The sequence below is a fragment of the Streptomyces sp. NPDC002133 genome (assembly GCF_040296405.1).
Taxonomy (GTDB): domain Bacteria; phylum Actinomycetota; class Actinomycetes; order Streptomycetales; family Streptomycetaceae; genus Streptomyces.
This window is the reverse complement of record NZ_JBEOXF010000078.1, coordinates 12,564-34,526: the sequence shown is the minus strand read 5'-3', so window position 1 is coordinate 34,526 and position 21,963 is coordinate 12,564. Positions and strand designations below refer to the sequence as shown.

Annotated in this window: 17 protein-coding genes and 6 pseudogenes; 11 read left to right on the top strand and 12 right to left on the bottom strand. The window is 66.6% G+C overall.

The features are described 5' to 3' along the window. Both ABT078_RS38315 and ABT078_RS38310 read left to right on the top strand, forming a co-directional pair. On the top strand, positions 1–380 hold a 380-nt coding region (locus ABT078_RS38315; RefSeq protein ID WP_351236320.1), incomplete at its 5' end, for a hypothetical protein. 209 nt (positions 381–589) lie between these two features. Further along, a pseudogene (locus tag ABT078_RS38310) lies at positions 590–1,063 on the top strand (IS5 family transposase); the annotation flags it as partial. 69 nt (positions 1,064–1,132) lie between these two features. Here ABT078_RS38310 and ABT078_RS38305 read toward each other — a convergent pair. Next, positions 1,133–1,336 (bottom strand): annotated as a pseudogene (locus ABT078_RS38305) (IS5 family transposase); the annotation flags it as partial. 220 nt (positions 1,337–1,556) lie between these two features. Here ABT078_RS38305 and ABT078_RS38300 point away from each other — a divergent pair. Both ABT078_RS38300 and ABT078_RS38295 read left to right on the top strand, forming a co-directional pair. Then, entirely contained in the window at positions 1,557–2,963 is a 1,407-nt protein-coding gene (locus ABT078_RS38300) for an IS1380 family transposase (RefSeq protein ID WP_351236318.1), read from the top strand. Positions 2,964–3,199: 236 nt separating this feature from the next. Continuing rightward, complete coding sequence (locus ABT078_RS38295) at positions 3,200–4,804, top strand: IS4 family transposase (protein WP_351236316.1); 1,605 nt, start codon at positions 3,200–3,202, stop codon at positions 4,802–4,804. Between the two features lie 555 nt (positions 4,805–5,359). Here the strand turns inward: ABT078_RS38295 and ABT078_RS38290 are convergent. Together ABT078_RS38290 and ABT078_RS38285 are read right to left on the bottom strand one after the other, a co-directional pair. Then, on the bottom strand, positions 5,360–6,802 hold the full coding sequence (locus ABT078_RS38290) for an MFS transporter (protein ID WP_351236314.1): 1,443 nt from the start codon (positions 6,800–6,802) through the stop codon (positions 5,360–5,362). A 17-nt stretch (positions 6,803–6,819) separates the two neighbouring features. After that, a pseudogene (locus ABT078_RS38285) lies at positions 6,820–6,972 on the bottom strand (oxidoreductase); the annotation flags it as partial. Between the two features lie 243 nt (positions 6,973–7,215). On the opposite strand from ABT078_RS38285, the gene ABT078_RS38280 reads away from it, so the two are divergent. Beyond that, entirely contained in the window at positions 7,216–7,749 is a 534-nt protein-coding gene (locus ABT078_RS38280) for a MarR family winged helix-turn-helix transcriptional regulator (RefSeq protein WP_351236312.1), read from the top strand. Positions 7,750–7,904: 155 nt separating this feature from the next. On the opposite strand, the pseudogene ABT078_RS38275 reads toward ABT078_RS38280, so the two are convergent. Next, a pseudogene (locus ABT078_RS38275) lies at positions 7,905–8,791 on the bottom strand (IS3 family transposase); the annotation flags it as partial. Positions 8,792–8,858: 67 nt separating this feature from the next. Here ABT078_RS38275 and ABT078_RS38270 point away from each other — a divergent pair. Together ABT078_RS38270 and ABT078_RS38265 are read left to right on the top strand one after the other, a co-directional pair. Beyond that, a pseudogene (locus tag ABT078_RS38270) lies at positions 8,859–9,382 on the top strand (transposase); the annotation flags it as partial. Positions 9,383–9,848: 466 nt separating this feature from the next. Next, positions 9,849–9,974: pseudogene (locus ABT078_RS38265) on the top strand (IS5/IS1182 family transposase); the annotation flags it as partial. A 308-nt stretch (positions 9,975–10,282) separates the two neighbouring features. On the opposite strand, the gene ABT078_RS38255 reads toward ABT078_RS38265, so the two are convergent. The 6 genes from ABT078_RS38255 to ABT078_RS38230 form a co-directional block, all read right to left on the bottom strand. Further along, positions 10,283–11,506, bottom strand: coding sequence for an NAD(P)-dependent malic enzyme (locus ABT078_RS38255; protein WP_351236310.1), 1,224 nt, complete (start codon positions 11,504–11,506; stop codon positions 10,283–10,285). Between the two features lie 257 nt (positions 11,507–11,763). Then, positions 11,764–12,594, bottom strand: coding sequence for an alpha/beta fold hydrolase (locus tag ABT078_RS38250; RefSeq protein WP_351236308.1), 831 nt, complete (start codon positions 12,592–12,594; stop codon positions 11,764–11,766). A gap of 215 nt (positions 12,595–12,809) precedes the next feature. After that, on the bottom strand, positions 12,810–14,981 hold the full coding sequence (locus ABT078_RS38245; RefSeq protein ID WP_351236306.1) for a CocE/NonD family hydrolase: 2,172 nt from the start codon (positions 14,979–14,981) through the stop codon (positions 12,810–12,812). A gap of 47 nt (positions 14,982–15,028) precedes the next feature. Then, positions 15,029–15,331, bottom strand: a complete 303-nt coding sequence (locus ABT078_RS38240; protein ID WP_351236304.1) for an antibiotic biosynthesis monooxygenase family protein — start codon at positions 15,329–15,331, stop codon at positions 15,029–15,031. Positions 15,332–15,442: 111 nt separating this feature from the next. Next, positions 15,443–15,934 (bottom strand): nuclear transport factor 2 family protein, encoded by a 492-nt coding sequence (locus ABT078_RS38235; protein ID WP_351236302.1) that lies wholly within the window; start codon positions 15,932–15,934, stop codon positions 15,443–15,445. A 100-nt stretch (positions 15,935–16,034) separates the two neighbouring features. Then, complete coding sequence (locus ABT078_RS38230; protein WP_351236300.1) at positions 16,035–16,979, bottom strand: D-2-hydroxyacid dehydrogenase family protein; 945 nt, start codon at positions 16,977–16,979, stop codon at positions 16,035–16,037. Between the two features lie 418 nt (positions 16,980–17,397). Here ABT078_RS38230 and ABT078_RS38225 point away from each other — a divergent pair, with 418 nt between their 5' ends. From ABT078_RS38225 to ABT078_RS38210, 4 genes are all read left to right on the top strand, one after another. Next, a complete protein-coding gene (locus ABT078_RS38225) occupies positions 17,398–18,768 on the top strand; it encodes a homogentisate 1,2-dioxygenase (RefSeq protein WP_351236298.1) in 1,371 nt (456 codons plus the stop codon). A gap of 131 nt (positions 18,769–18,899) precedes the next feature. Next, positions 18,900–19,541, top strand: a complete 642-nt coding sequence (locus tag ABT078_RS38220; protein WP_351236296.1) for a TetR/AcrR family transcriptional regulator — start codon at positions 18,900–18,902, stop codon at positions 19,539–19,541. A 183-nt stretch (positions 19,542–19,724) separates the two neighbouring features. Further along, positions 19,725–20,063: a hypothetical protein gene (locus ABT078_RS38215; RefSeq protein WP_351236294.1), complete on the top strand. Its 339-nt coding sequence runs from the start codon at positions 19,725–19,727 to the stop codon at positions 20,061–20,063. A gap of 287 nt (positions 20,064–20,350) precedes the next feature. Then, a complete protein-coding gene (locus ABT078_RS38210; RefSeq protein WP_502981517.1) occupies positions 20,351–20,560 on the top strand; it encodes a transposase in 210 nt (69 codons plus the stop codon). A gap of 620 nt (positions 20,561–21,180) precedes the next feature. On the opposite strand, the gene ABT078_RS43000 is transcribed toward ABT078_RS38210, so the two are convergent. Next, positions 21,181–21,600 (bottom strand): IS3 family transposase, encoded by a 420-nt coding sequence (locus ABT078_RS43000; RefSeq protein WP_502981515.1) that lies wholly within the window; start codon positions 21,598–21,600, stop codon positions 21,181–21,183. Continuing rightward, positions 21,597–21,905: a transposase gene (locus ABT078_RS38200; RefSeq protein WP_351236292.1), complete on the bottom strand. Its 309-nt coding sequence runs from the start codon at positions 21,903–21,905 to the stop codon at positions 21,597–21,599. Before ABT078_RS38200 ends, ABT078_RS43000 begins: the two co-directional genes overlap by 4 nt. Positions 21,906–21,963 lie beyond the last annotated feature (58 nt).

Genomic DNA, 21,963 nt, shown 5'->3' with positions numbered 1-21,963 from the left:
GCACGACGGCGGAGCTCAAGCGGGTAACGGGAAGGTCGTGCCATGACTCGATCCTTTCACGAAATCGAGTCTCCATTCGAGCCGGGGCGATTCACGAAGAGTCGCCGCGGAGGGAAACTGTTGAAATGGCGTCTGCAATCTTCGGCTTCGTGGGAGTCCTACTCGGCTCGCTGACTACGTCCATCTTGACGATCTACAAGGATCGACTCGCCGCCAGGCACGAGACCATGATCCGCGACCAGCAATACGAGCGAGATCGACAAGCCGCCAGGGATGACTTCCAAAGGGAGAGCATCCAGACTCTCCAGACAGCGGTCTCAGAAGCCGTATCTCAACCGATCACAGAACGTGCGGGTCGAACAGGTTTCCCGCCGGGGTGATCTTCCCGTTGTGCGCGCATGAAGACAGGGCCCCTCGGTAGCTCGGGGATGCGAATCGAACCGAGCAATGCCGGGAGGCCCTGGTGTCGTTGTTGTACGCGTCCGAGCCCGTCCAGTTCAACTCGGCTGCACTATCGTGTGATTGCCTCGCGCACGTGTACGGCAACGCGGCCGACCATCCTGACCGGGTGCGCCGGTATCCGTCGGACATGACGGACGCGGAGTGGGCGGCCATCCGGCCGTTGCTGCCGGTGCCGGCCTGGCTCCAGGGCAGAGGCGGGCAGCCCGAGGGCTACTGCCACCGCCAACTGCTGGACGCGATCCGCTACCTGGTCGCGGGCGGGATCTCCTGGCGGGCGATGCCCGCGGACTTCCCCGACTGGGGCCGCGTCTACGCCTTCTTCCGCCGCTGGCGCGAGCATGGGCTGATCACCGAGTTCCACGACCGGCTACGCGGAAAGGTCCGTGAGCGCGAGGGCCGTGAGGCCGAGCCCACGGCGGGGATCATCGACGCGCAGTCGGTGCGGGCCGCCGCGACGGTGCCGGCCGCCTCACGAGGCTACGACGGCGGGAAGAAGGTGCCCGGACGTAAGCGTCACATCGTGACCGACACGCTCGGTCTGCTCCTGGTCGTCGCGGTCACCGCCGCGAACATCGGCGACCGGGACGCCGCCGTGGGCCTGCTGAGGCGGCTGCGCCGCCTGCACCGCGACGGCCAGGACCAGCCCGAGGCAGTCCACCACCAGGTGCCGTTTGCGGCCGCCCACCTTCTTGCCGCCGTCCCAGCCGGAGGTCGAGCGCGGGATGTTCACCGCCGCCCGCACCGACTGGGAGTCCACGATCGCGGCCGTCGGGTCCGGCAAGCGGCCTTCCTTCTCCCGGACGCGGTCGCGCAGCCGGTCGTGGAGTTCAGCGAGCAGACCCGTGACCTGCCAGCGGCGGGCGAAGGCATGCACGCGCCGATACGGCGGGAAGTCCGCGGGCAGGTTGACCCACTTCACGCCGTTGTCCACGACATAGCGCACCGCGTCGAGCATCCAATGCCACGAAGTTAACCTCGCCGTTTCGGTTGGGGTGCGGCTGAGGGTTGGGTAGAAACGCAAAAGTGCCTCCCTGAGCTGGGACGATGGACCTTGTCTAGGGGTTCGGTCGTCGCCAGAGGAAGGCACTTTCTGCGTGAAGGATATCGGTTCGCGGCCCCGGCTTGTGGTGTCCACTGACGGGTCGGGGGTGGTCGGGCACGCCGGAGCGCGTTTGCTGGCGGACCTCGCCGAAGCGACCGGGCTGACGGCGGCGTATTCCACCGTGCTCCGGCCGCTTCGGCCGCGCGGCACCGGCCATGACCCAGGCCGGATCGCCACCGATCTCGCAGTGATGCTCGCCGACGGCGGCGAGGCGATCGCGGATCTGGCCGTTCTGCGGGACCAGCGCGAGGTGTTCGGCCCGGTGGCCTCCACACCGACGGCTTGGCGGCTGCTGGCCGCCGTCGACGAACGCATACTGGACCGCCTGCGGTCGGCCCGCGCCGCAGCCCGGGAGGTGGCCTGGCTGCAGGCCGCCGAGACCCGCACCGCGATACCCGCAGCGAAGGCCGGCGGACGCGAACTGCCCGGCCTGGTCCTGGACCTCGATGCCACGCTGGTCACCTGCCACTCCGAGAAAGACCAGGCCGCACCCACCTACAAAGGCGGCTTCGGGTTCCACCCGTTGCTGTGTTTCCTGGCCAACACCGGCGAAGCGATGTCCGGGCTGCTGCGGCCTGGCAACGCCGGAGCCAACACCGCCGCCGATCACATCACCGTGCTCGACCAGGCCCTCGCGCAGATCCCCGACGCCCACCGGCACGGCACCGACATCCTGGTCCGCACCGACAGCGCGGGCAGCGCGAAGGCGTTCCTCACGCATCTCCGCGCCTTGCGTGACAACGGCCTTCACCTGCGTTTCTCGGTCGGATACGCGGTCACCGCACCGGTCCGCCGCGCGATCCGCGCCCTGCCCGAACAGGTCTGGCACCCCGCCCTGGACGCCGACGGGACCCTGCGTGAGTCCGCCGAGGTCGCCGAGCTGACCGGCATGGTCGACCTGAGCGGCTACCCGGCCGGCACTCGCATCATCGTGCGCCGCGAACGCCCGCACCCCGGAGCCCAGCTCTCCTTGTTCGACAGTGACGAGGGCCTGCGGCACCAGGTCTTCCTCACCGACACCCCGTACTCCGGCGGCGGCTCGGCCCAGTTCCTGGAGGTCCGCCACCGTGGTCACGCCACCGTCGAGGACCACATCCGGTGCGGCAAGACCACCGGCTTCGGACGCTTCCCATCCCGCCTGTTCTCCGTCAACGCCGCCTGGCTCGAGCTCAGCCTCGCGGCCATCGACCTTCTGGCCTGGACCCGCGTCCTGCTGCTGGACGGCGAGCTGGCTACCGCCGAACCCAAGAAACTCCGCTACCGGATCCTGCACGTCGCTGCCCGTCTCACCCGCGGCGGCCGTCGCCTCCACCTGCGGATCGCAGCAACCTGGCCCTGGCGACACCAACTTGCCACCGCCTTCCACCGTCTGGCCGCCCTACCCCGCCCCGCCAACTGACCAGCCGCCCCGGCCACCTACGACACGAAAGACCTTGGAGAACCCGACCAACGCGCCGGGTCCCCACCATGCCCACCGCCCGATACCGCCTCGCTCGACCCCACGGCGTCACCTCGTCACCCCAAGCGAAACAGCGAGGTTAAGGGCCCATTGGCGATGTCAAGGGGGCTGAGAGGCGAAGGGGCCTCTGCTATCCAGGGGATCGACCAAGATCTACCTGAGAAAGCAGAGGCCCGATGCGCCAGTCTGTCACGAGCGGAACCGATGACGTGTTCGCACCCGGTCATATCGGTGAGTTAACGCAGGTCATCCCGCCCGAGCTGGTGGATGCGGTGCTGGACGAGACCAGGGCTTGCGAGCAACGACTACGGAGCCTGCCTTCCCGAGTTGGGGTGTACTTCGTCCTGGCGCTCGGCCTGTTCGAGCATCTCGGTGCCGCGCTGGTGTGGGAAAAGCTCGTAGCAGGGCTGACCGCCCAAGTGCCACAGCCTTCCGAGAAGGCACTTCGCGATCTGCGTCGTCGCATCGGTGTAGCCCCACTACAACGACTGTTCGACATTCTGGCCGGCCCGTTAGCCCAACCATCCACCCCTGGAGTGCGCTATCGCCGCTGGCGCACGGTCGCCTTCGACGGATGCGGGAGCCTGTCCGTCCCCGATCACGAGAGGAACCGGTCCTGGCTCGGCCGCACCCACCGCCGTTACGGTCCAAGCGGCTACCCACGGCTGATGCTCATGACCCTGTGCGAAACCGGCACCCGCGGCCTGATCACAGCCTCTTTCGGCCCCGCTACCAAGAGCGAGACCGATTACGCCCGGGACCTGACCGGCCACCTGACCTCGGACATGCTCCTCCTGGCCGACCGCGCCTTCGACAGTACCGAACTGCTCACAGACATCGCAGCTCAGGGTGCACAATTCCTGGTACGCGCCACCAGCGTCCGACGCCCTCCCGTGCTGGCCCTGCTGCCCGACGGCTCCTACCTCACCCGCATCGGCAGCCTCTCGCTTCGGGTGATCGAGGCCGAGATCCGCTCCCGCACCGCCGACGGCGGCGTCTTCGGCGGCACCTACCGCCTGCTGACCACGCTCAGAGACCACCGCGCCGATCCCGCCGACCACCTGGTGCGTCTCTATCACGAACGCTGGGAAATCGAGACCACCTACCTGGCGCTTCGTCACACCCTGCTCAGAGGCAGGGTGCTGCGTTCGAAGGACCCGGTGGGTCTCATCCAGGAGATGTGGGGACTGCTCACCGTCTACCAGGCCCTGCGCGCGATCATGGTGACCGCGGTGGAGACGACATCCGGCTGCGATCCCGACCGGGCCGGCTTCACCATCGCTTTGGAGGCGGCGCGCGACACGGTCGTCAGCTCCATCGGACCGGCCCCAGTCGCTGGGCCGAGTACCTGTTCCGACCTGGTCGGATTGATCGGCGCCCGCGTCCTGCAGGCGCTGCTACCAAGGCGCCGGATGCGACTGTCCACCCGCATCGTCAAGTGCGGAACCTCCCGCTACAACAGTTGGAACCGCGACGGACGACCTCGCGACAGCACGCCGATCACCACTATCGAGATCACCGTGCATCCACCGGCCCTCCCCAATCCGCACGATCCAGGCCAGCCCCCCTCCGGCCGCTGGGGCCAGGTCTGCCAGATCCTGGCTGCGAACTCCAACGAGGCCATGCATACCCGCGACATCGCACAGCATCTCGGCCTCGCCACGGCCGGGCGCCCCCGCAGCAGCCTCACCGCGCAACTCTGCTACTGGGCTCGCAACGGCCGACTCATCCGCACGGCACCGAACACCTACAAGATCACCCTCCCCGATGCCTTGACATGACCAATGGGCCCTTAACTTCGTGGCATTGGTCGAGCATCACGCGGTGGCAATAGCCCTCCGGCCGCCCGCCCCGCCCCTCCAGCCAGGCCGGAACCGGAAGCAACGGCCGCACGACCCGCCACTCCGCCTCCGTCATGTCGGAGCCATAACTCGGGGTGCGGTCCGGCCCGTCCGCCGCGTTGCCGAACCTGTGCGCGAGACAGTCACACGACGGTGGCAGCGAGTTGGACTCCACGCAGGCGGACGCGAAAGACTGCGGCAACAGGGCCTCCTGGTACTCGGTTGGGATCGCACCCCCGAACTACCAAGAGGCCCTGCTGCCATGCGTCGGCCCTCACGCGATCACCCGATCAGGAACCTTGTTCGACCAGGCCAGCCCCGTAATCGATAAGCGGATGGCGTCTGACATCAGCGCCTGACACCAACAGCAGCAAACACTGACGGTTACGGCCGACCACCAAAGGCCCGCGAGGACGGTGAACGTGCTGCATCTCTTGGCTCAGCAGGGGTGTGTGACTGACCTGATAAGGATGAGGCTAGATCTCAAAGCCTGTGCTATCGCTTGGAAATCACGTCCCCGTCAGGGGCGGCGACAGGCTTTGCAGGGCCACCGGACATCGGCGTACGACTCGGGATTAGCGCCGAGAAGAGCAGACCCACGATTGCCGCCGCAGCCCCGACCATGAACGTGGTCCGGAACCCCTCCGCCGAGGGCAGCGTCGCCGAGCCGACCGTGATCGCGCCGTGTGCCAGGATCACGGTCAGGACTGCGCTGGCAGCGGTGGTTCCGACCGAGCGCATCAGATTGTTCACCCCGTTGGCCGAGGCCGTCTCGGTCACCGGGACCGCGTCGGTGATCAGCTTTGACGTGGCCGCGACTGAGATGCCAGCGCCGGCCCCGATGATGCCCGAGGCGATGACGAACTCGAGGACGCTGTTCATCAGGAGCGTGACGAAGACGTAGCCGGCGGCGATGACGATCGCTCCCAGCATCATGGCCAGCCGGGCCCCGTACCGGGTGATCAGGCGGGTCGCGACCGGAGTCAGCAGCAGCGCCACCACTCCGTTCGGGGCAACGGCGAGCCCTGTCCGCACCAGGCTCTGACCAAGTCCGTAGCCGGTGGCGGGGGGCGCCTGCAGAATCTGCGGAAACGCGAAGAGCATGGTGAATATCGCGAAGCCGACCGCGACGGTGGCGAGGTTGGTCATCAGCAGCGGGCGCCGCGCGGAGAGCCGCAGGTCGACAAGGGGGGAGCGGGCGTGCAACTGGTGCCGGCCCCATGCGAGCAGGATGACGACGGCCGCCGCGCCAAAGCCGAGCGTGCGGGTGCTGCCCCAGCCCCACTGCCCGCCCTTGACGATCGGCAGGAGCAGGCCGATCAGTCCCACGGTCAGCCCGACGGTACCGACGACGTCGAAGCGTCCCTCGGTTCGCTGCGGCGACTCCGGCACCACCAGCGCGGTCAGCAAGGCGCAGAATAGGCCCAGCCCGGCCGATCCCCAGAACAGCACGTGCCAATCAAAGTGCTCGGCGACCAGGCCGGCCAGTGGAATCCCCACCGCACCACCGAGGCCGAGCGTCCCGGTCAGAAGTGCGATTGCCCCGCCCATCCGGTGGGGCGGAAGTTCGTCCCGGAAGATGCCCAGGGCGAGCGGGATGACCCCGAGCGCGCAGCCCTGCAGCCCACGGCCGATAACCATCAGCCACAGCGAACTGGTCAGGGCGGAAAGCGCCGCGCCGGTGATCATCACGGAGAGCGTCAGCAGCAAAGCGCGCCGTTTGCCGAAGAGGTCACCGAGGCGTCCGCTGACCGGCGTGACGATCGCGCCGGTCAGAAGCGAGATGGTGACGACCCACGACGCGTCTGTGGGCGAGGCGTTCAGAAGTGTGGGAAAGCTCGGGATGAGCGGGATGGCCAGCGTCTGCAGCAGCGCCGCCAGCAGGCCGGTGAGGGAGAGGACGGCAACCATGGCCGAAGGAGAACCGGAGCGCTTCATGCAAATCACCCCGCTGACCCGGCGCTGGCGCGCTGCGCGTAGTACGTCGTCAGCAGCTGCGTCGGCTCCGCGCTGGGCCCGAAGGCACGACTGCGGGTCATCGGCGCCATCACGACGCGGTTCGCCAGACGCGTGGCGCCCAGGACGATTGGATGAAAATCAGTGGTCACGGTCTCTTCCTCACGACGAGTGCTCTCCGCGGCCCGTGCCCGACGTGGCCCGCAGAATGCCTGTCCGAACAGTAAATCACCTGTCCGAACAGGTAAACCTCGAGGATTCGTTCCGGCGATCGATGTGACGTGCACCGCACCCACCGTGTTGAGGTCCTTTACTTAGGGACAGCCCGGCCGACCAGCACAGCCGTCGGTCCAAGCGGTAGGGTTGACTGGCCAGACAGGAAAGTGAGGCAAGTGATGGCGCAGTCCACACCGGAGACCGGGAAGGGGCTCACAGGGGCGGCTCAGGAGGCCACGGTCCCTGTGCCGGCCGCAGCCGGTGGCGGGCCGATCAGCCACACGATCTTCCGACTGGCCCGTCTGCACCGCATGCACGTGGGACACCTGCTGCGCCGCATCGGCCTGTACCCCGGCCAGGAGCTGGTCATGATGTACCTGTGGGAGCTCGGCCCCCAGCGGCAAGCCGACCTGGTGCGCCTGCTGGACTCCGACGCCGCCACCATGACCCGCACCGTCCAGCGCTTGGAGCAGGCCGGCTTCGTCCGCCGCCGCCCCTCACCCACTGACAAGCGCGCGTCACTCATCGAACCCACGGCGGCCAGCCATGCCCTGCGCCGAGAGGTCGAGCAGGTCTGGAGTCAGCTCGAAGACCTCGTGACGGCGGACCTCTCCCCCGACGAGCGGACCACGGCCCTGCTCACCCTGGAACGCCTGGAGCACAACCTCGCGCAGGCCACCGCCGATCGCGCAGGCGCAGACACGGAGCGTTAGTTCGTCCTGCCGAGTGCGCACAGATCAGTGGCTCCGGAGAGATCCGGAGCCATTGGAGTGCCGCCCACGTCGGCCGACACCGGTCGTGGTCTCACTTCTGGTCTCATTCACACACGTACCGCGCCGTCCGGATGAGTACCGGAGCAAGTTCGCTTCACTCCGGTCACGTCGCCGCCCCGGGTGGCTACCGCGGCCCGCAGCGCGTCGGTGACCAGCTCGGCGCGCATGTGGCTGGCCATGGACCAGCCGAGTACCCGGCGTGAGCACATGTCCACGACGCAGGCGAGGTAGAGCCATGAGGCTCCGACCTGCACGTATGTGATGTCGCCGCACCAGTTCTCATCCAGGCCGCCGGCAGTGAAGTCCCGTCGGACCAGGTCCGGGGCGGGCGGCGCGAGGCGGTCCGGGATCGTGGTCCGCTTCCTCTTCCGCAGGTGACGTCCGACGATGTGATGCTTGCGCATCAGTCGGGCGACCCGCTTGCGGTTGACCGTGTGGCCGTAGCCCCGTAGCTCGGCATGGACCCGCAATGCGCCGTAGTTCCCGTGGTGTTCGGCGTGGATCTCGCGGATCTCTTCGACCAGAGCATCCTCGTCGGCCTGCCGAGCAGCCCGCGCCTGCGCGCCGGTGATCCACCGGTAGTAGCCCGAGCGGGACACTTCCAGCACCCGGCATATCCGCTTGATGCCGAACCTCTCGGCGTGGGCGGAGATGAAGTCCCAAGCGGCGGTCTTCACTTCATCTCCCGGGCGAAATAGGCCGCTGCCCGGCGCAGGATCTCCCGCTCCAGATGCCATTCCTTCTCCGCCTTGACCAGACGCGCGTTCTCGGCCCGCAGCCGGGCCAGCTCGTCCTCCAGGCCCTGCGAGGCACCGTCGCCCGCCGGACGGCTGTCCGCGTCGCGCACCCACGTACGCAGCGTCTCGGGGTTGACGTTCAGATCGGCCGCGACGTCCTTGAACGTCCGCCTGCCCGCCGAAGCCCGCCACAACGCGATCGCGTCGGACCGGAACTCCGGACTGTACTTCGAGGGCCGTGCCACGTAGATCTACACCTTCCAGGACCAAGAAGATCCATTGTCAGGTGTCCACACCACGGGGGTCACCTCAGTCGCCGAACTGACCGGCATGGTGGACCTGGACGGCTACCCCGAGGGCACGCGGATCGTCGTGCGGCGTGAGCGCCCGCACCCCGGCGCCCAGCTGTCCCTGTTCGACCTCGACGAGGGCATGCGCCACCAGGTCTTTCTCACCGACACCCCGTACGGCGAAGGCTCATTGCAGCATCTGGAAGTCCGCCACCGGGCGCACGCCCGCGTCGAGGACCGCATCCGCTGCGGCAAGACCACCGGTTTCGGTCGCTTCCCCTCGCGGCACTTCGCCATCAACCAAGCGTGGCTGGAGTTGTCCCTGACCGCCCTCGACCTGCTCGCCTGGATGCGCACTCTGCTGCTGGAAGGCGAACTGGCCACCGCCGAGCCGAAGAAGCTCCGCTACCGGCTGCTGCACGCAGCTGCCCGCATCACCGAGGCGGTCGCCGCCTGCACCTGCGGATCTCCGCGACCTGGCCCTGGCGAAACGAGCTGACCAGCGCATTCGCCCACCTCACGGCCCTTCCACGGCCGGCCACCTGAACCACGGCACCGCCCCTGAACACCCACGACCCGAGGAACCCTGGAGAACCCGACTCGCGCGTCGGGCCCCGGCCATGCCCGCCCGGCCACGTGCGACCGAAACCACCGCTTCACCCTGATCCGACCAGCTCAGCCACGCGAAGCGAACGGGGAGGTTAGGAGTTCTTAACAGCAGCCACCCCACCCGGGGTGCTTCTGCAGGCCCTGACGGGGGCGGGCCGCTGCTCGGGATCACGAAGTGTCCGTTCCGGCCGAAATCGATGGCTCTGTGATGCTGTGCAGCCCGCTGGTCAGCATGGTGCTGGGGCCGACCGCGGGAACCGTGGAGTGTTGGTGTGAGCACATGCGTCAGAATTCCTGATCCACCCTGTCCCTCTCGGAACGGCGTACTTGCCAGCCGCGGCGAGGGAAGGGGCTCACCGTGGACGTGCTGCACGCACGCTGCGCAGGTCTGGACATCAGCGACCGCTACATCACCAATCACCAGATCGTCATCGACGCCGACACCCGGGTCGTCGCGGTCGGCCGACCGCTGCCCGGCAACCGCTACGACTGCAATGCTTGGGAACTGTCCGGAGCGAAAGGCGCCGTGGCGGGACACGGGCGCGGACTTTGCGGTGGGAGGTGTTGTGTTCCTCTTTCCAGGCTGGGAGTTCGGCTTGGCCTTTCTGTTGAGCACGCCTTCGCCCGCATGCCTGGAAGATCCTCCGCGACTGGGCGATACGACGATCGCGGAAGACGGCTACCGCGGTACCGGCCTGGTCATCCCACACCGCCGCGACGCGCCTGCCGCCGGCGACGCGCGTCCACACCAGGACCACACTCCCCGGGACAAGCCCGGAGGACCGCGGAATGCGTGAGCGGGCGGGTGGAGAACACCCGCCCGCTCAGCGCGAGGCCCTATCGGCGCGCGACCCCTTCGGCCCGGGCCGCGGCGGCGACCGCTGCCGTCACCGCCGGGGCCACCCGCTCGTCGAACGGCGACGGGATCACGTGGTCGGCCGCCAGGTCGTCGCCAACGATCGCCGCGAGCGCCTCGGCCGCGGCGATCTTCATCCCCTCGGTGATACGGGACGCCCGCACTTGAAGGGCTCCGGCGAAGACGCCCGGGAACGCCAGCACGTTGTTGATCTGGTTCGGCAAGTCGGACCGCCCGGTCGCCACCACGGAGGCGTACTTGTGCGCGAGGTCCGGGTGCACCTCGGGAGTCGGGTTGGCCATCGCGAAGACGAAGGCGCCTTGAGCCATCGAGGCCAGGGCCTCCTCTGGAACCGTGCCGCCGGAGACGCCGATAAAGACGTCGGCGCCCGCGAGGGCGTGCTCGAGCGATCCCGTGAGTCCCGCCTTGTTGGTGAACCCGGCGACGTCCCGCTTGACCGGCGTCAGATCGTCCCGGTCGGGCGACACGACACCCTTGCGGTCGGCGACCGCGACATCGCCGATCCCGGCTTCGACCAGCATCTTCGCGATGGCGACCCCGGCCGCACCCGCGCCCGAGATGACCGCGCGCAGCTCGCCGATGCTCCGCCCGGTCAGCTTCGCCGCGTTCCGCAGGGCCGCCAGCGTCACCACGGCCGTGCCGTGCTGGTCGTCGTGGAAGACCGGGATGTCCAGCCGTTCCTGGAGCCGGCGCTCGATCTCGAAGCACCGCGGCGCCGAGATGTCCTCCAGGTTCACGCCCCCGAAGGAGGGCGCGAGGCGCACCACGGTCTCGACGATCTCGTCCGTGTCCGTAGTCGCGAGGGCGATCGGGACCGCGTCCACCCCGCCGAATTGCTTGAACAGGATTGCCTTGCCCTCCATCACCGGGAGGGAGGCCTCGGGGCCGATGTCGCCGAGGCCGAGCACTGCCGTACCGTCCGTCACCACGGCGACGACCGACGACTTCCAGGTGTAGTCGTGGACCAACTCCGGCTGTTCCGCGATGGCGGTGCACACGCGGGCGACGCCGGGTGTGTACGCGAGGGACAGGTCGTCCTTGTTGCGGACCGGCACGGTGGCCTGCACGGCCATCTTGCCGCCACGGTGCAGCGCGAACGCCGGGTCGAAGGAATCGTGGGGCTCGGCCCCGCCGTCCTGATCCGTATTGCTGTTGCTGCGAGGATTGACGATCTCCGCTGCCACTGTGTCATACCCCTTAGGTTTTCACGGTTTGAGGGTGACCGCTTAGCCCCGACTCGCCGCTGTCCGCCCCGGGTTGGCTGGCGCTACGGGGGACGGACGGGGGCGAGCAAAATGGCGGCAGCCCTCCCCGGTGGAGCATCCGGCTTGAGATGACGCCGCTGTTGCCACCACCACTTGATGTGAGCCAGGCGAGGGCGGACAGCCCCCGAAGCTCCTGTCCGGTACGCGTCATCACCCTGGTGGGTGGGGCCGTGAGGTCACGCCCTGGTGACCTCTGCCAGTTTGTCGGCGACGAACGCCTCGATGGCATCAAGGGTCAGGTCGGGCTGCTCGACATGGGGCATATGCCCGGCGTTGATAATGGGCTGGAAGTAGGCGTTGGCGAACGAGTCCGCGTACACACGTCCGTACTCCGCTGGCACGACGCCGTCCTGCTCACCCCAGAGGACAAGGACGGGCAGGGTGACGCGGTGCAAACGGCGGCGCAACTTCGGATCGTGCATGTACGGCTCGCCTGCATAGAGTTCCAGGGCACGCTGGTTGTCGGCCGCCGTCGTCTTTTGTGCGTCGCTCAGCGTGGCGGGGTCGGGGAGCAGGCTTGGGTTGTGGAAGGCCAGGCGGCCGACCTCGGTCGGGGGAAGCGCCCTGACGTCGGTGATTTTCTCGGAACCGTCGGTGTTAATGCCGACCGCGTTCATCACGACCAACCCGCTGAGTCGCCCGTAGATGTCGTGCAGGGCCATGTCCGAGGCGATCCAGCCGCCGAGCGAGTTGCCGATGACCAGGACCTCGCGCAGGTTGAGCACGTCGAGGAGAGTGAGATATGCCAAGGCGAGGTCGGTGACGCTGTCGAACCAGTCCGGCTGGGGCTGGCCGTCGAAGCCGGGATGAGTGGGGGTGATCACGTAAGAGTGTTCCGACAGCGCAGCTGCCAGTTCCGCGACCGACTGTGTTCCACCGCCGCCGTGCAGCAGCAGGATGCCGGTGCCGCCTGCGGCAGCGGCATCACCTCGCTCGTCCACGGTGATGCTCAGCCCATCACGCAACTCGAACGTCCGGGACGTGCTGCCAGGAGTGGAGACCGTCATGGTGTGGCATTCCTTTCACAGAATTGGGGGTGCAAGAGGTGTTGCGTGTTGTGCTGCGCCGCGGTTCGTCCACTGGCCGAGGCCGCCCGTCGGCCGGTGGGCGACGAAAGAACGCCCTAGGGGTGATGTGGTGCGCTGTGCTTGCCGAAGTTGCACTGCCGTAACTGCACGATGAGCAGTGGGTGCACATAGTGAGGCTATGGACCGCTGCCCGCCTATGGGGTTTGGCGGGGGACGACGGGGAGAGTGATCGAGCTGGGGAGCAGGCGCCCCGTGAAAACGCGGTTGACGGCCTTGTGGTGATAGGAGTCGTCGTAGTCACGTTCCCAGCCTGGGGTGGCCCCGCGGCCCTCAGCGGGTGAAATCTCAACGCGCAGGTGATGTCCTGCCGGGATGCGTCCGGTGGCCGCCATCATTTCGACTTCCACCTTGACGACTTCGTCGGGCAGTAGAGGCAGAGCGTCTTCGCGTCGGTGTGTGTGCCAGGGGCGCTCGGCGGTGGAACGCTCGGGGTCAAGAACCCGATGCGAGGCCTTGAGGCATCCCCACGTGAGCGGGGCAGCCGATTCAGGGTCGCGCGTCTGGTAGGTGACTTCCCGCTGACCGTCCATGACGCGCAGCGCGACGAAGAAGTCGGCGTCGGTCGATGTGGACGCGATCCACAAGGTGGCCCGAAAATGACCCGCCAACTCGAGGTCCTCGTCGAGGGGGGCTGATTCGAACACGGCCATCGGCAGCTCGGGGGCCGCTGCCCGCACATCGGCGGAATACTCGGCAGTTCCCTTGTGCTCGGGCAGGTGGGGAGAGATGGTTCCGTGCCCGTGCCCGTGCCCGTGCCCGTGCCCGCTGCCGGTGTCGAAGTAGAGTTTGCGGTATTCCGTGCCCGGAACTGGCCAGGTGGCTGCGTCACGCCATTCGAAGCCTCCGTCGCCGGTCCGTATGATCATGCGGACCGGCGACGGCTCCAAGGCCGGCTCTTCTCCCTTGAGGAACCGGTCGAAGAACGCTTCCAGTTCGGGTTGGCAGTCCTCGTACATGTATGAGCTGTAAGCGGCGTCCAGGATCAGCAGTTGTTTGAAGGGCGACGACAGCTGTGAGAATGCTTCGAAGCCGGCGCGCGAGTGAATCATCAGGGTCTGGCTCACCGCCGTGAGGACGGGGATGTCGATGCCGGCGAAATCAGCCGACAGGATCCCCTCTCCCGTGTAGTAGTCCTCGTCCCACGGGTGGCCGGCCAACTCATCAATAAGGTCAACGGCGTCAGCGTTCCGTCCTCTTGCCTTGCCCACCATCCCCTCCCACCACCAGCGGCGGTAGTTCTTGAGGAAGATGCCTCCCGGATACGCCAGGTCGCGATAGGCGTCCGAGTCCGATGAAAGGGGAGCAATCGCTTTGAGAGCGGGCGGCTGCATGGCAGCGACGTTCCACTGGATGGTTCCGTTGTACGAGCCGCCGTAGAGTCCGACGTTGCCGTTGCTCCAGGACTGTTCGGCAGCCCATTGGATGGCGTCGTAGTAGTCGAGTGCTTCCTGCTTCGAGAACGGATTCAGCGTTCCCGGCGTGTTGCCCACTCCGCGGCCGTCCACTCGGACGACGACATACCCACGCGGTACCCACGTGCTGGCGTTTGCGCTGACCGCGTTTTCCGAGTACCGGAAATACGAGGGGATGCCGTCGGTGCCCTTCTCGAACCAGGCGGCTTCCCTCTCCTCGCTCGCAGCGTGGTCTGCGTCAGTGAAGACCGACCCCGTCTCAAAGGCTTTACCGTAGATCCCCAGCCGCATGAGGACCGGGTAGGAACCGGCTTCCAGGGGGCGGAAGACGTCTGCCAGGAGGTAGCTTCCGTCGCGGGTGGGGATCTTGACGTCCCGGAGGAGCTTGATGCCCGCCAGAGCACGCCGCAGGTGGTTGCGTGCCTCAGCAGATCCTCGGAAACGGAGCCCGAGTTCGCTGAATACCGCGCGGACGGCGTCCGACGTTGCGAAGGACTCGGTGTCGTGCTCGAACGAAATGTCTGCGGCATGGAGGCTGACCATGTCGCGGATGGTCTTGTCGATCGTCACGCCGCTGTGTAGGTCTGCTTCCTGCCCCAGGCTCTGCACGAAGCGCGCACGATTGACTGTTCCCGGGAGCGTGGGGTCCGGATCCTTTGCCGCGTCGCTGTCATGCAGGCTCGCCAGCGTCAGATGCGTAGCTGCCACTGCGGTGCCGATGACCAGGCTGCCGATGAAGAAGGTCACCGTCTCGCCGGCCTGGTAGAAGAACCTTCCCGCCTCGTCGGTCACGCCCTCATGGGTGGACGTCCGATAGCCGAGGCCCACGAGGGGCCCGTCACGGAAGTCACCGGTCAGCTCCGCATCAGAAGGTGTTGACTGCGATGCATTCATTATTTCTCTCCGCGCATACTCGGCTGATCGGGTGGGATGGTGGCTGTTCAGAGACCATCGATCACGGTGATCGCGTGGAATGGGGCGGGCGGTGTGGTGAAGAAGGGCGCCACCGCGGTGGAGAACTTGGCGAACTCCTCGGTTGTCACGAACACATCGGTGTGGTACTCCATCGACTGCCACAGGACAAGGAGCAGGAACACGCCTTCCTGGTCGACGGCGCGGAGCAGTTGCAGGTCCAGGCAACCGTCGGCCACTTCGAGGATCGGCAACTGCGATCGGAAAACGGACTCGAAATCGTCTTCACTGCCCTGCGCGACCGTAAGCTGGACAACTTCCCAGACAGCCATGTTTCTCCGCCCTGTGCTCAGTCTTCTTCGCGGGCCGCAGGCGGCCCGCGAAGACCATCTGCTTTGTCAGGCCCTGGAGTTGATGTGTGCGGATGGGATCCGCTGCGAGAACTACTTCTTCGGCGGCAGCGTCATCGGGAGGTTGTGCTTCACCTGATGGAGCGTGAACACCCAGCCGTCCTCGGTCCTGAGCAGGCGGGAGTCATAGCGGCCGATCATGGTGACCGCCAGCCCCCCGTTCACCATGTTGAATCCGAAGGGCCAGCCGTTGTCGGACTCGGGCCGAGCGTCGGCGTTGGACTCCACCACCACAAACTGAGCGCGCATCCGCGCCGTGTCCCCGGCGATTTCCACGATGTGGTCGGAAGTCAGATAATGCATGCCGCGCCCGGCAGGCAGGGAGCTGTTCTGCATCATGGCGCGGATACTGGCCCGGCCGATCACATCCGCACCGTGTGCGACGTAGTCGTCTCGGCCATACCGACTGAAAATCTGGAATTCCCCATCCGGGGCGAACAGTGCCGCGAGGGCCTCCCCGTCACGTTCTTCGAGCGCCTGCCCATATCGTGCAAGAAGCTCGGTGATTTCATGCCTGTCGCTCATGGAAGGACCTTTCTGTGGTCGAAATCGGTGGGTGTTTCTGTCGTCTGACAGGGTGGGGAGCGCCGGGTTGTCCGACCGCGGCGGATGGAGGGCGTGTTACTTACTTGAGGACGCGGATCGGCGTGCCGGCGGCAAACGCTGCGATGTCCTCGACAGCCTCTTTGTAGAACGTCTCGTAGTTGCCTTCCGTCACGTAGCCGATGTGCGGGGTGACGACAGCGTTGTCCAGGCTTCGCAGTACGTGGTGCGCCGGCAAGGGCTCGATATCGAACACGTCGAGCGCTGCACCGCCGATCCGTCGCGCCTGCAGGGCGGCGACCAGTGCGCCTTCGTCCACGATGGGGCCTCGCGAGGTGTTGACCAGTAGCGCCGTCGGCTTCATGGAGGAAATTTCGGCCGCTCCGACGAGGCCGCGGGTGCGGTCGCTGAGAAGCAGGTGGATCGACAGCACGTCGGAGCTGGTGAACAGCTCATGCTTGGACACGGCGGTCACACCGTGTTCCGCGGCCTTCTCGGCTGTGAGGTTCTGGCTCCAGGCGATGGTCTTCATGCCGAATGCCCGGCCCACCCGGGCCACCCTGGATCCGATCCTGCCGAGTCCCAGCAAACCGAGCGTCTTGCCCTCCAGGTCGGAGCCGACGCCCAGTTGCCACCCGCCTTCGCGTACCAGTTGCGTCTCGCCGGGAATGTTCTTGGCCGCAGCGAGGATCAGAGCCCAGGTGAGCTCAGGCGCGGCCGAGAAACGGGGGTAGTCCGTACCGCACACCACGATGCCCTGCGCGTTGGCGGCTGGGATGTCAATGGCGGCGTTTCCCATCCCGGTGGTGACGAGCAGCTTCAGCCGGCTGAGTTGCCGTAGTACATCGGCCGGGAACGGCGTACGCTCTCGCATCGCCACCACAACATCGAAATCGGCTAGTTGCGCTACAACTTTGTCCGCGTCAGGAAGAGGCCCGTGGAATACCTCCACGTGGGCGCTAAGGGAATCCCAGTCGGCAAACTTCCTTGCCGTGCGCTGGTAATCGTCAAGCACTGCAATGCGCATGTTATCCATTCCGTCCAACGCCTCCGTCGAATGCCAGGATTGACAGGAGGGAACACTTCCCCTGCCGACCTGTCACCTCGTGTGCACGATTAATTCAGGACAATTCGATGGCCTGAGGCGGAGAGCCACTTGAGGTGGCGCACGGCATTCGGCTGCCCGCCTCGTGTGCGTATCCCGCAAAGCGGCTCCTGTTTCGGAAGACCAACTAGTCTCCTTCGACGGCCAGGCCACGGGCCCTTGCATCTGATAGATGTATATCAGTTGCACTTCGATGAAGCAAGTGATAGACCAGTATCAGTTTGCGTGTCGGGTCACCCGGCGGGTCGGCGACTTGATCTACGACTGCGCGTGCCATGAACATCACAACGCCCGCACGGCGGGACGTATCGGGCAAAGTTCAACGCGGAAGGATCTGGAAATGACGATCACCCCTGAGGGGATCAAGGCAGAGGCTCAGGTGCGGGAACGGGCCCGCAAGAGGGCGGCCTCGCTGAGCTACTCCACCGGTTTCGGTAACGAGCACAGCAGTGAGGCCCTGGCGGGGACGCTGCCGGAGGGACGCAACAACCCTCAGCGCCCTGCACACGGCTTGTACACGGAGCTACTGTCCGGCACGGCATTCACCGAACTCCGGCCGATCACGCGCCGGACCTGGCTCTACCGCATCCGTCCGTCGATCGTGCACCCGCCTTTCAAGCGTGTCGATCACCCGACGCTGCTCACGCCGCCGTTCACGGAGGTTCCCGTAGAGCCGAGGCTGCTGTTCTGGGAGCCGAGGCCGGCGCCTGCGCCGGGAACCGATTTCGTCTCGGGGCTGTGGACTTTGGGCGGCAACGGTGATCCCGCCCTGCGTAGCGGCATGGCGATCCACCTCTACACGGCCGACACGTCCATGACCGATCGCGTGTTCAGCAATGCTGACGGAGAATTGCTGATCGTGCCCGAGTTGGGCGGTCTGCTCATCCATACCGAACTCGGTCTGCTCAGCGTGGAGCCCGGCTCGGTCGCCCTGATACCCCGTGGCATCAAGTTCCGCGTCGAGATCCTGGGTGCCGACGGTCAGGAAGACGCCCCGTCGTTCGTCCGCGGGTACGTATGCGAGAACTTCGGCACTCCGTTCGCCCTCCCGGAACTCGGCCTCATCGGCGCCACAGGACTGGCGAACGCCCGCGATTTCCGTGCCGCCGTTGCTGCCTATGACGATGAAGAGCGGCCGTTCGAGGTGATCCACAAGGTTGCCGGAAATCTCTGGAGCGCCACCTACGACCACTCTCCGCTGGACGTCGTGGCTTGGCACGGGAACAGCGTCCCCTACGTCTACAAGCTCCATGACTTCCAGGCCCTGGGCACGATCAGCTTCGACCACCCGGATCCTTCGATGCTGACGGCGCTCACCTCGGTGACCAGCACACCGGGCCTGCCCAACATCGACTTCCTCATCGTGCCTTCCGTATGGTCGGTTGCAGAGAACACCTTCCGGCCCCCGTGGTACCACCGCAACGTGAGCACCGAGTGGGTCGGCGTGATCGAGGAGGCGCCGAATCCGGGCGGCTACCGGCAGGGCATAAGCACGCTGACCAACATGATGACCGCGCACGGGATGGGAGAGCCCGTCTGGGAGGCTGCCACTCAGGCCGACCTCGTGCCGGAGAAGTCCGAGGGGATGATGGTCATGCTGGAGACGCAGTGGCCGATTGTAGTTACGGCGCAGGCGGCTCAGGCAGTCGGCTCCCCCGGCGGTGAGGTGCTGCGCAGCGAGGCCAACCTGCCGCGCAATTTCCGGTACTGACACCCTGCCTCAGCACGGGTGCCTCAAGGCGGCGGCCCCGGCGCACAGTTCCTCCCCGCCCCGTTCTCAGTCAGGGGAGCGGCGGCGCCGAGGCCGCGGCTTTGGTGTGGCACTCTGCTAATCTGGCAGTCATGTCTGGGCTAAATGATTCGTCAAATATCCCTGGGGTAAAGCAGCCGACGCTGCGCCGTGACGCATCCCGGAACGCTCGGCGCATTCTTGATGCCGGTCGCGCGGTGCTTAGGGAGAACCCGCACGCTTCCGCAGACGATATCGCCCGGGCGGCAGGTCTCGGAATCGCCACTCTTTATCGCCGATTCCCGACTCGGGACGACCTGGTGCGAGCCGTTATCTGGGATATTTTCGCGACGGATATCGCTCCGGCCCTGACAAGGGCAGAGGGCGAAGCGGACCCGCGCACCGGGCTGCGCATTGCTTTTGAGGCGGCTATGAGGACGGCCGCTCATGAGCGGATTTCTCCCCCGATGGGGATGACACTGGAACTAGCACAGTCGTTTCTCGACCCGGTAAGCCGATTGATCCGGCGCGGCCAGGAGCAGGGTTTCCTGCGCCCTGACCTTGATCCAGAGAACGATACATTGCGCCTCCTCCTCATGCTCCTGAGCGTACTGCCCACGTTCAGCCAGCACAGCGAAGGATGGAACCGCTACCTAGAACTCGTGATGGAGGTGCTGACCCTCACCCCCGTGGAGCCCCTTCCGCCGGCTGAGGCCATTGATGATCCATTTCAGCGCGCGAAGGTGCGTCATTGAGCGGGGACTCGCGGGACAGCGGTCCGGGTTCCTGCCTGACGGCGGGCATCACAAGTTCCCCCAGGGGTGTATCGCCCCACTGATGGCCTCGGGATTCCGTCCCTTCCTTTAGCAATGTCGCTGTGCGGCCGACACGGCCTGGTGGATCTATCGGCGGTTTCCGTGGACGGTTCGCCGATGGAGGTGAACGCATCACGAGACGCCAACCAGCGGTTACAACGTCTGGAGGAGACCATCTCCCGATGTGAGAACGAGATCCACGCGGTGCTGGAGGATGCCCTCGACCACGCGCGGAGCGTCGAGGCCGACGACTCGGGACGGGGCGACGGTGAGGACGTCCGTGACGACTGGCCTCGCCTGTCCCGGCTGTGCGATCGGCTCACCCGAGCCCACCTGGCCAGGGACAGACTGCATGAACGGACCATGTCCTCGCCCACCGAGATCCGGATCAAGGTCGAAGCTGCCGAGCGGATGGTGGCCCGCGCCTGGCCACCGAGACCGCGGCCCACCAGGAGAAACTGAAGAAGTACGAAGACCGGGCACGAGAAGACCGGGCGGCAGGCCGCCGTGGAGCCAACGGACGGCCGCCGGTCTCGACGGAACACAAGACCGTCCTCGTGCGGCAGCGAGTCCGACTGGAGAGGTACGGGCCCGGCTGGAACGGGCCCACACACCACGGCCGGTCCCCTCCCCGGAGTCCCGGGCCTGCCTGAGCGATCCCGACTCCCGGCTAATCCTCGGCATCTGACGAAGCCCATCAGGCAGGCTTCCCCGCCAGACGTCAGCAGGCACCCGCCGGCCAGCACACCATGGCGGCTCGCCTGGCCACGCCAACCGGAAGGGCCCAGTACCGTCAACGCAGTGCCCTGGTCGAGTCCGGATTCGCCCAGCTCTTCCAGCGCTTCGGACGCCACCTCAACTACCGCGGCCGCCAGGCCGTGGACACCGAGATCAAGCTCCTGGGCACGGTCCACAACCTCAACAAGCTGATCAACCACACACCCAAGAACTGCCCTTGACGTTCACCGGACAGACGTCCTGCGACAGCCTCGTGGTCTTCGCGCGGAGGTGCCGGAACCCTCGGCGGACCCCGGCGGACCCCGGCGGAGGTGAGGCGGCGGGGCTCGGCGGGCCGTTCCCAGGGGCGACGGAGGTCTGTGCCAACGGCGCCGGGCACCAGCAGCCTCATCGGATACTGCTTCACCGCTCTCTCGCCCTCGTCAAGCGCAGCGGCGACCAAAAGGCTTCTCGGTTGCTCTCGTGCCAACCGCGTGCCGCTGCTTGCGTGATGGTCGAGACGCACCAGCCCCATCTGCTCCAGCGGCGGTAGACGTCAGCACCGCCCAACCAGCCACGACCACCCATTGAAACCGCAACGACACCGTCCGATCAAGGGAGCCCCGTACCGACATGGTTTACCGCATACACTTCACGGTTCAGGATTTGGCCCGGACGCGTGTGGCCTCGGGGCCGATGCCGATGCAACCGGTCTCCGGCAGCTCGGCTCGCCTCGGCGGGGCCCACCCTCTACGGCCGTTCCTCCATGTTGCGTTGCCCTCGACGCGGCGCACACCCGGAAGGGGTTCCCCGGGGACCAACGGGCGGGGCCGTCGTCGTTTTCTTTGGTGGGGCCGGTTGATCAGGCGAGTGTGGTGCGGACGTGGACGGGGTTGGCGAGGGTGTCGCGGATGGCCGAACGGCTTTCGACGAGGGAGATGAGCTCCTGGAGCTGCTCGCGGGCCCGGCGGGTGAAGCCCTTGCCGCGGCGGGGGCTGATCCCGGCCAGGCCGGCCTGGCGCATGAGCCGTTCGACACGCTTGCGGCCGACTGCCACGCCCTCACGCTTGAGGACGGCGTGCACGCGGGGGGAGCCGTAGATCCCGCCGGAGTCGGCGTGGACCTGACGGATCCGTCCGGTCAGCTCCGCGTCCCGGCGGCGCCGCTCACACGGTTCCCTCTCGGCCTGACGCCAGCGGTAGTAGGTGGTGGAGGGGATGGAAAGTTCCCGGAGTACGGGCTCGACCCCCAGGTGCGGGTGCTCATCGACGAGCGCGGTCACCTGGGCCGGGTTGGGTCGAGCTGGGCCGTGAAAAAAGCCGACGCTGTCCGCAGGACCTCGTTCGCCCGCTTGAGCTGGGCATTCTCCTTCCGCAGGGCGGTCAGCTCCTCACGCTCGGCGGTGGTGAGCATGTCGCCTCGTACGCCGGCGTCGGCCTCGGCCTGACGGATCCAGTTACGCAGGGCCTCATGGTGCACACCGAGTTCCTCGGCCATGCGGCGGATCACGGGCTTCGGCTCGGCAGTCCGGTACATCCGGACCGCACGCTCACGCAACTCCAGCGGGTACTTCCTCGGCGCAGGCATCGTCTGGGCTCCTCTCCTGAGACCCATCTGACCCTCTGTCACCCATCCCCGCATCTCG

Coding starts and splice junctions, on each gene's coding strand:
- ABT078_RS38295 (WP_351236316.1), top strand. CDS start 3,200: ATGCGCCAGTCTGTCACGAGCGGAACCGATGACGTGTTCGCACCCGGT.
- ABT078_RS38290 (WP_351236314.1), bottom strand. CDS start 6,802: ATGAAGCGCTCCGGTTCTCCTTCGGCCATGGTTGCCGTCCTCTCCCTC.
- ABT078_RS38280 (WP_351236312.1), top strand. CDS start 7,216: ATGGCGCAGTCCACACCGGAGACCGGGAAGGGGCTCACAGGGGCGGCT.
- ABT078_RS38250 (WP_351236308.1), bottom strand. CDS start 12,594: ATGACGGTCTCCACTCCTGGCAGCACGTCCCGGACGTTCGAGTTGCGT.
- ABT078_RS38245 (WP_351236306.1), bottom strand. CDS start 14,981: ATGAATGCATCGCAGTCAACACCTTCTGATGCGGAGCTGACCGGTGAC.
- ABT078_RS38240 (WP_351236304.1), bottom strand. CDS start 15,331: ATGGCTGTCTGGGAAGTTGTCCAGCTTACGGTCGCGCAGGGCAGTGAA.
- ABT078_RS38235 (WP_351236302.1), bottom strand. CDS start 15,934: ATGAGCGACAGGCATGAAATCACCGAGCTTCTTGCACGATATGGGCAG.
- ABT078_RS38230 (WP_351236300.1), bottom strand. CDS start 16,979: ATGCGCATTGCAGTGCTTGACGATTACCAGCGCACGGCAAGGAAGTTT.
- ABT078_RS38225 (WP_351236298.1), top strand. CDS start 17,398: ATGACGATCACCCCTGAGGGGATCAAGGCAGAGGCTCAGGTGCGGGAA.
- ABT078_RS38220 (WP_351236296.1), top strand. CDS start 18,900: ATGTCTGGGCTAAATGATTCGTCAAATATCCCTGGGGTAAAGCAGCCG.
- ABT078_RS38210 (WP_502981517.1), top strand. CDS start 20,351: ATGGCGGCTCGCCTGGCCACGCCAACCGGAAGGGCCCAGTACCGTCAA.
- ABT078_RS38200 (WP_351236292.1), bottom strand. CDS start 21,905: ATGCCTGCGCCGAGGAAGTACCCGCTGGAGTTGCGTGAGCGTGCGGTC.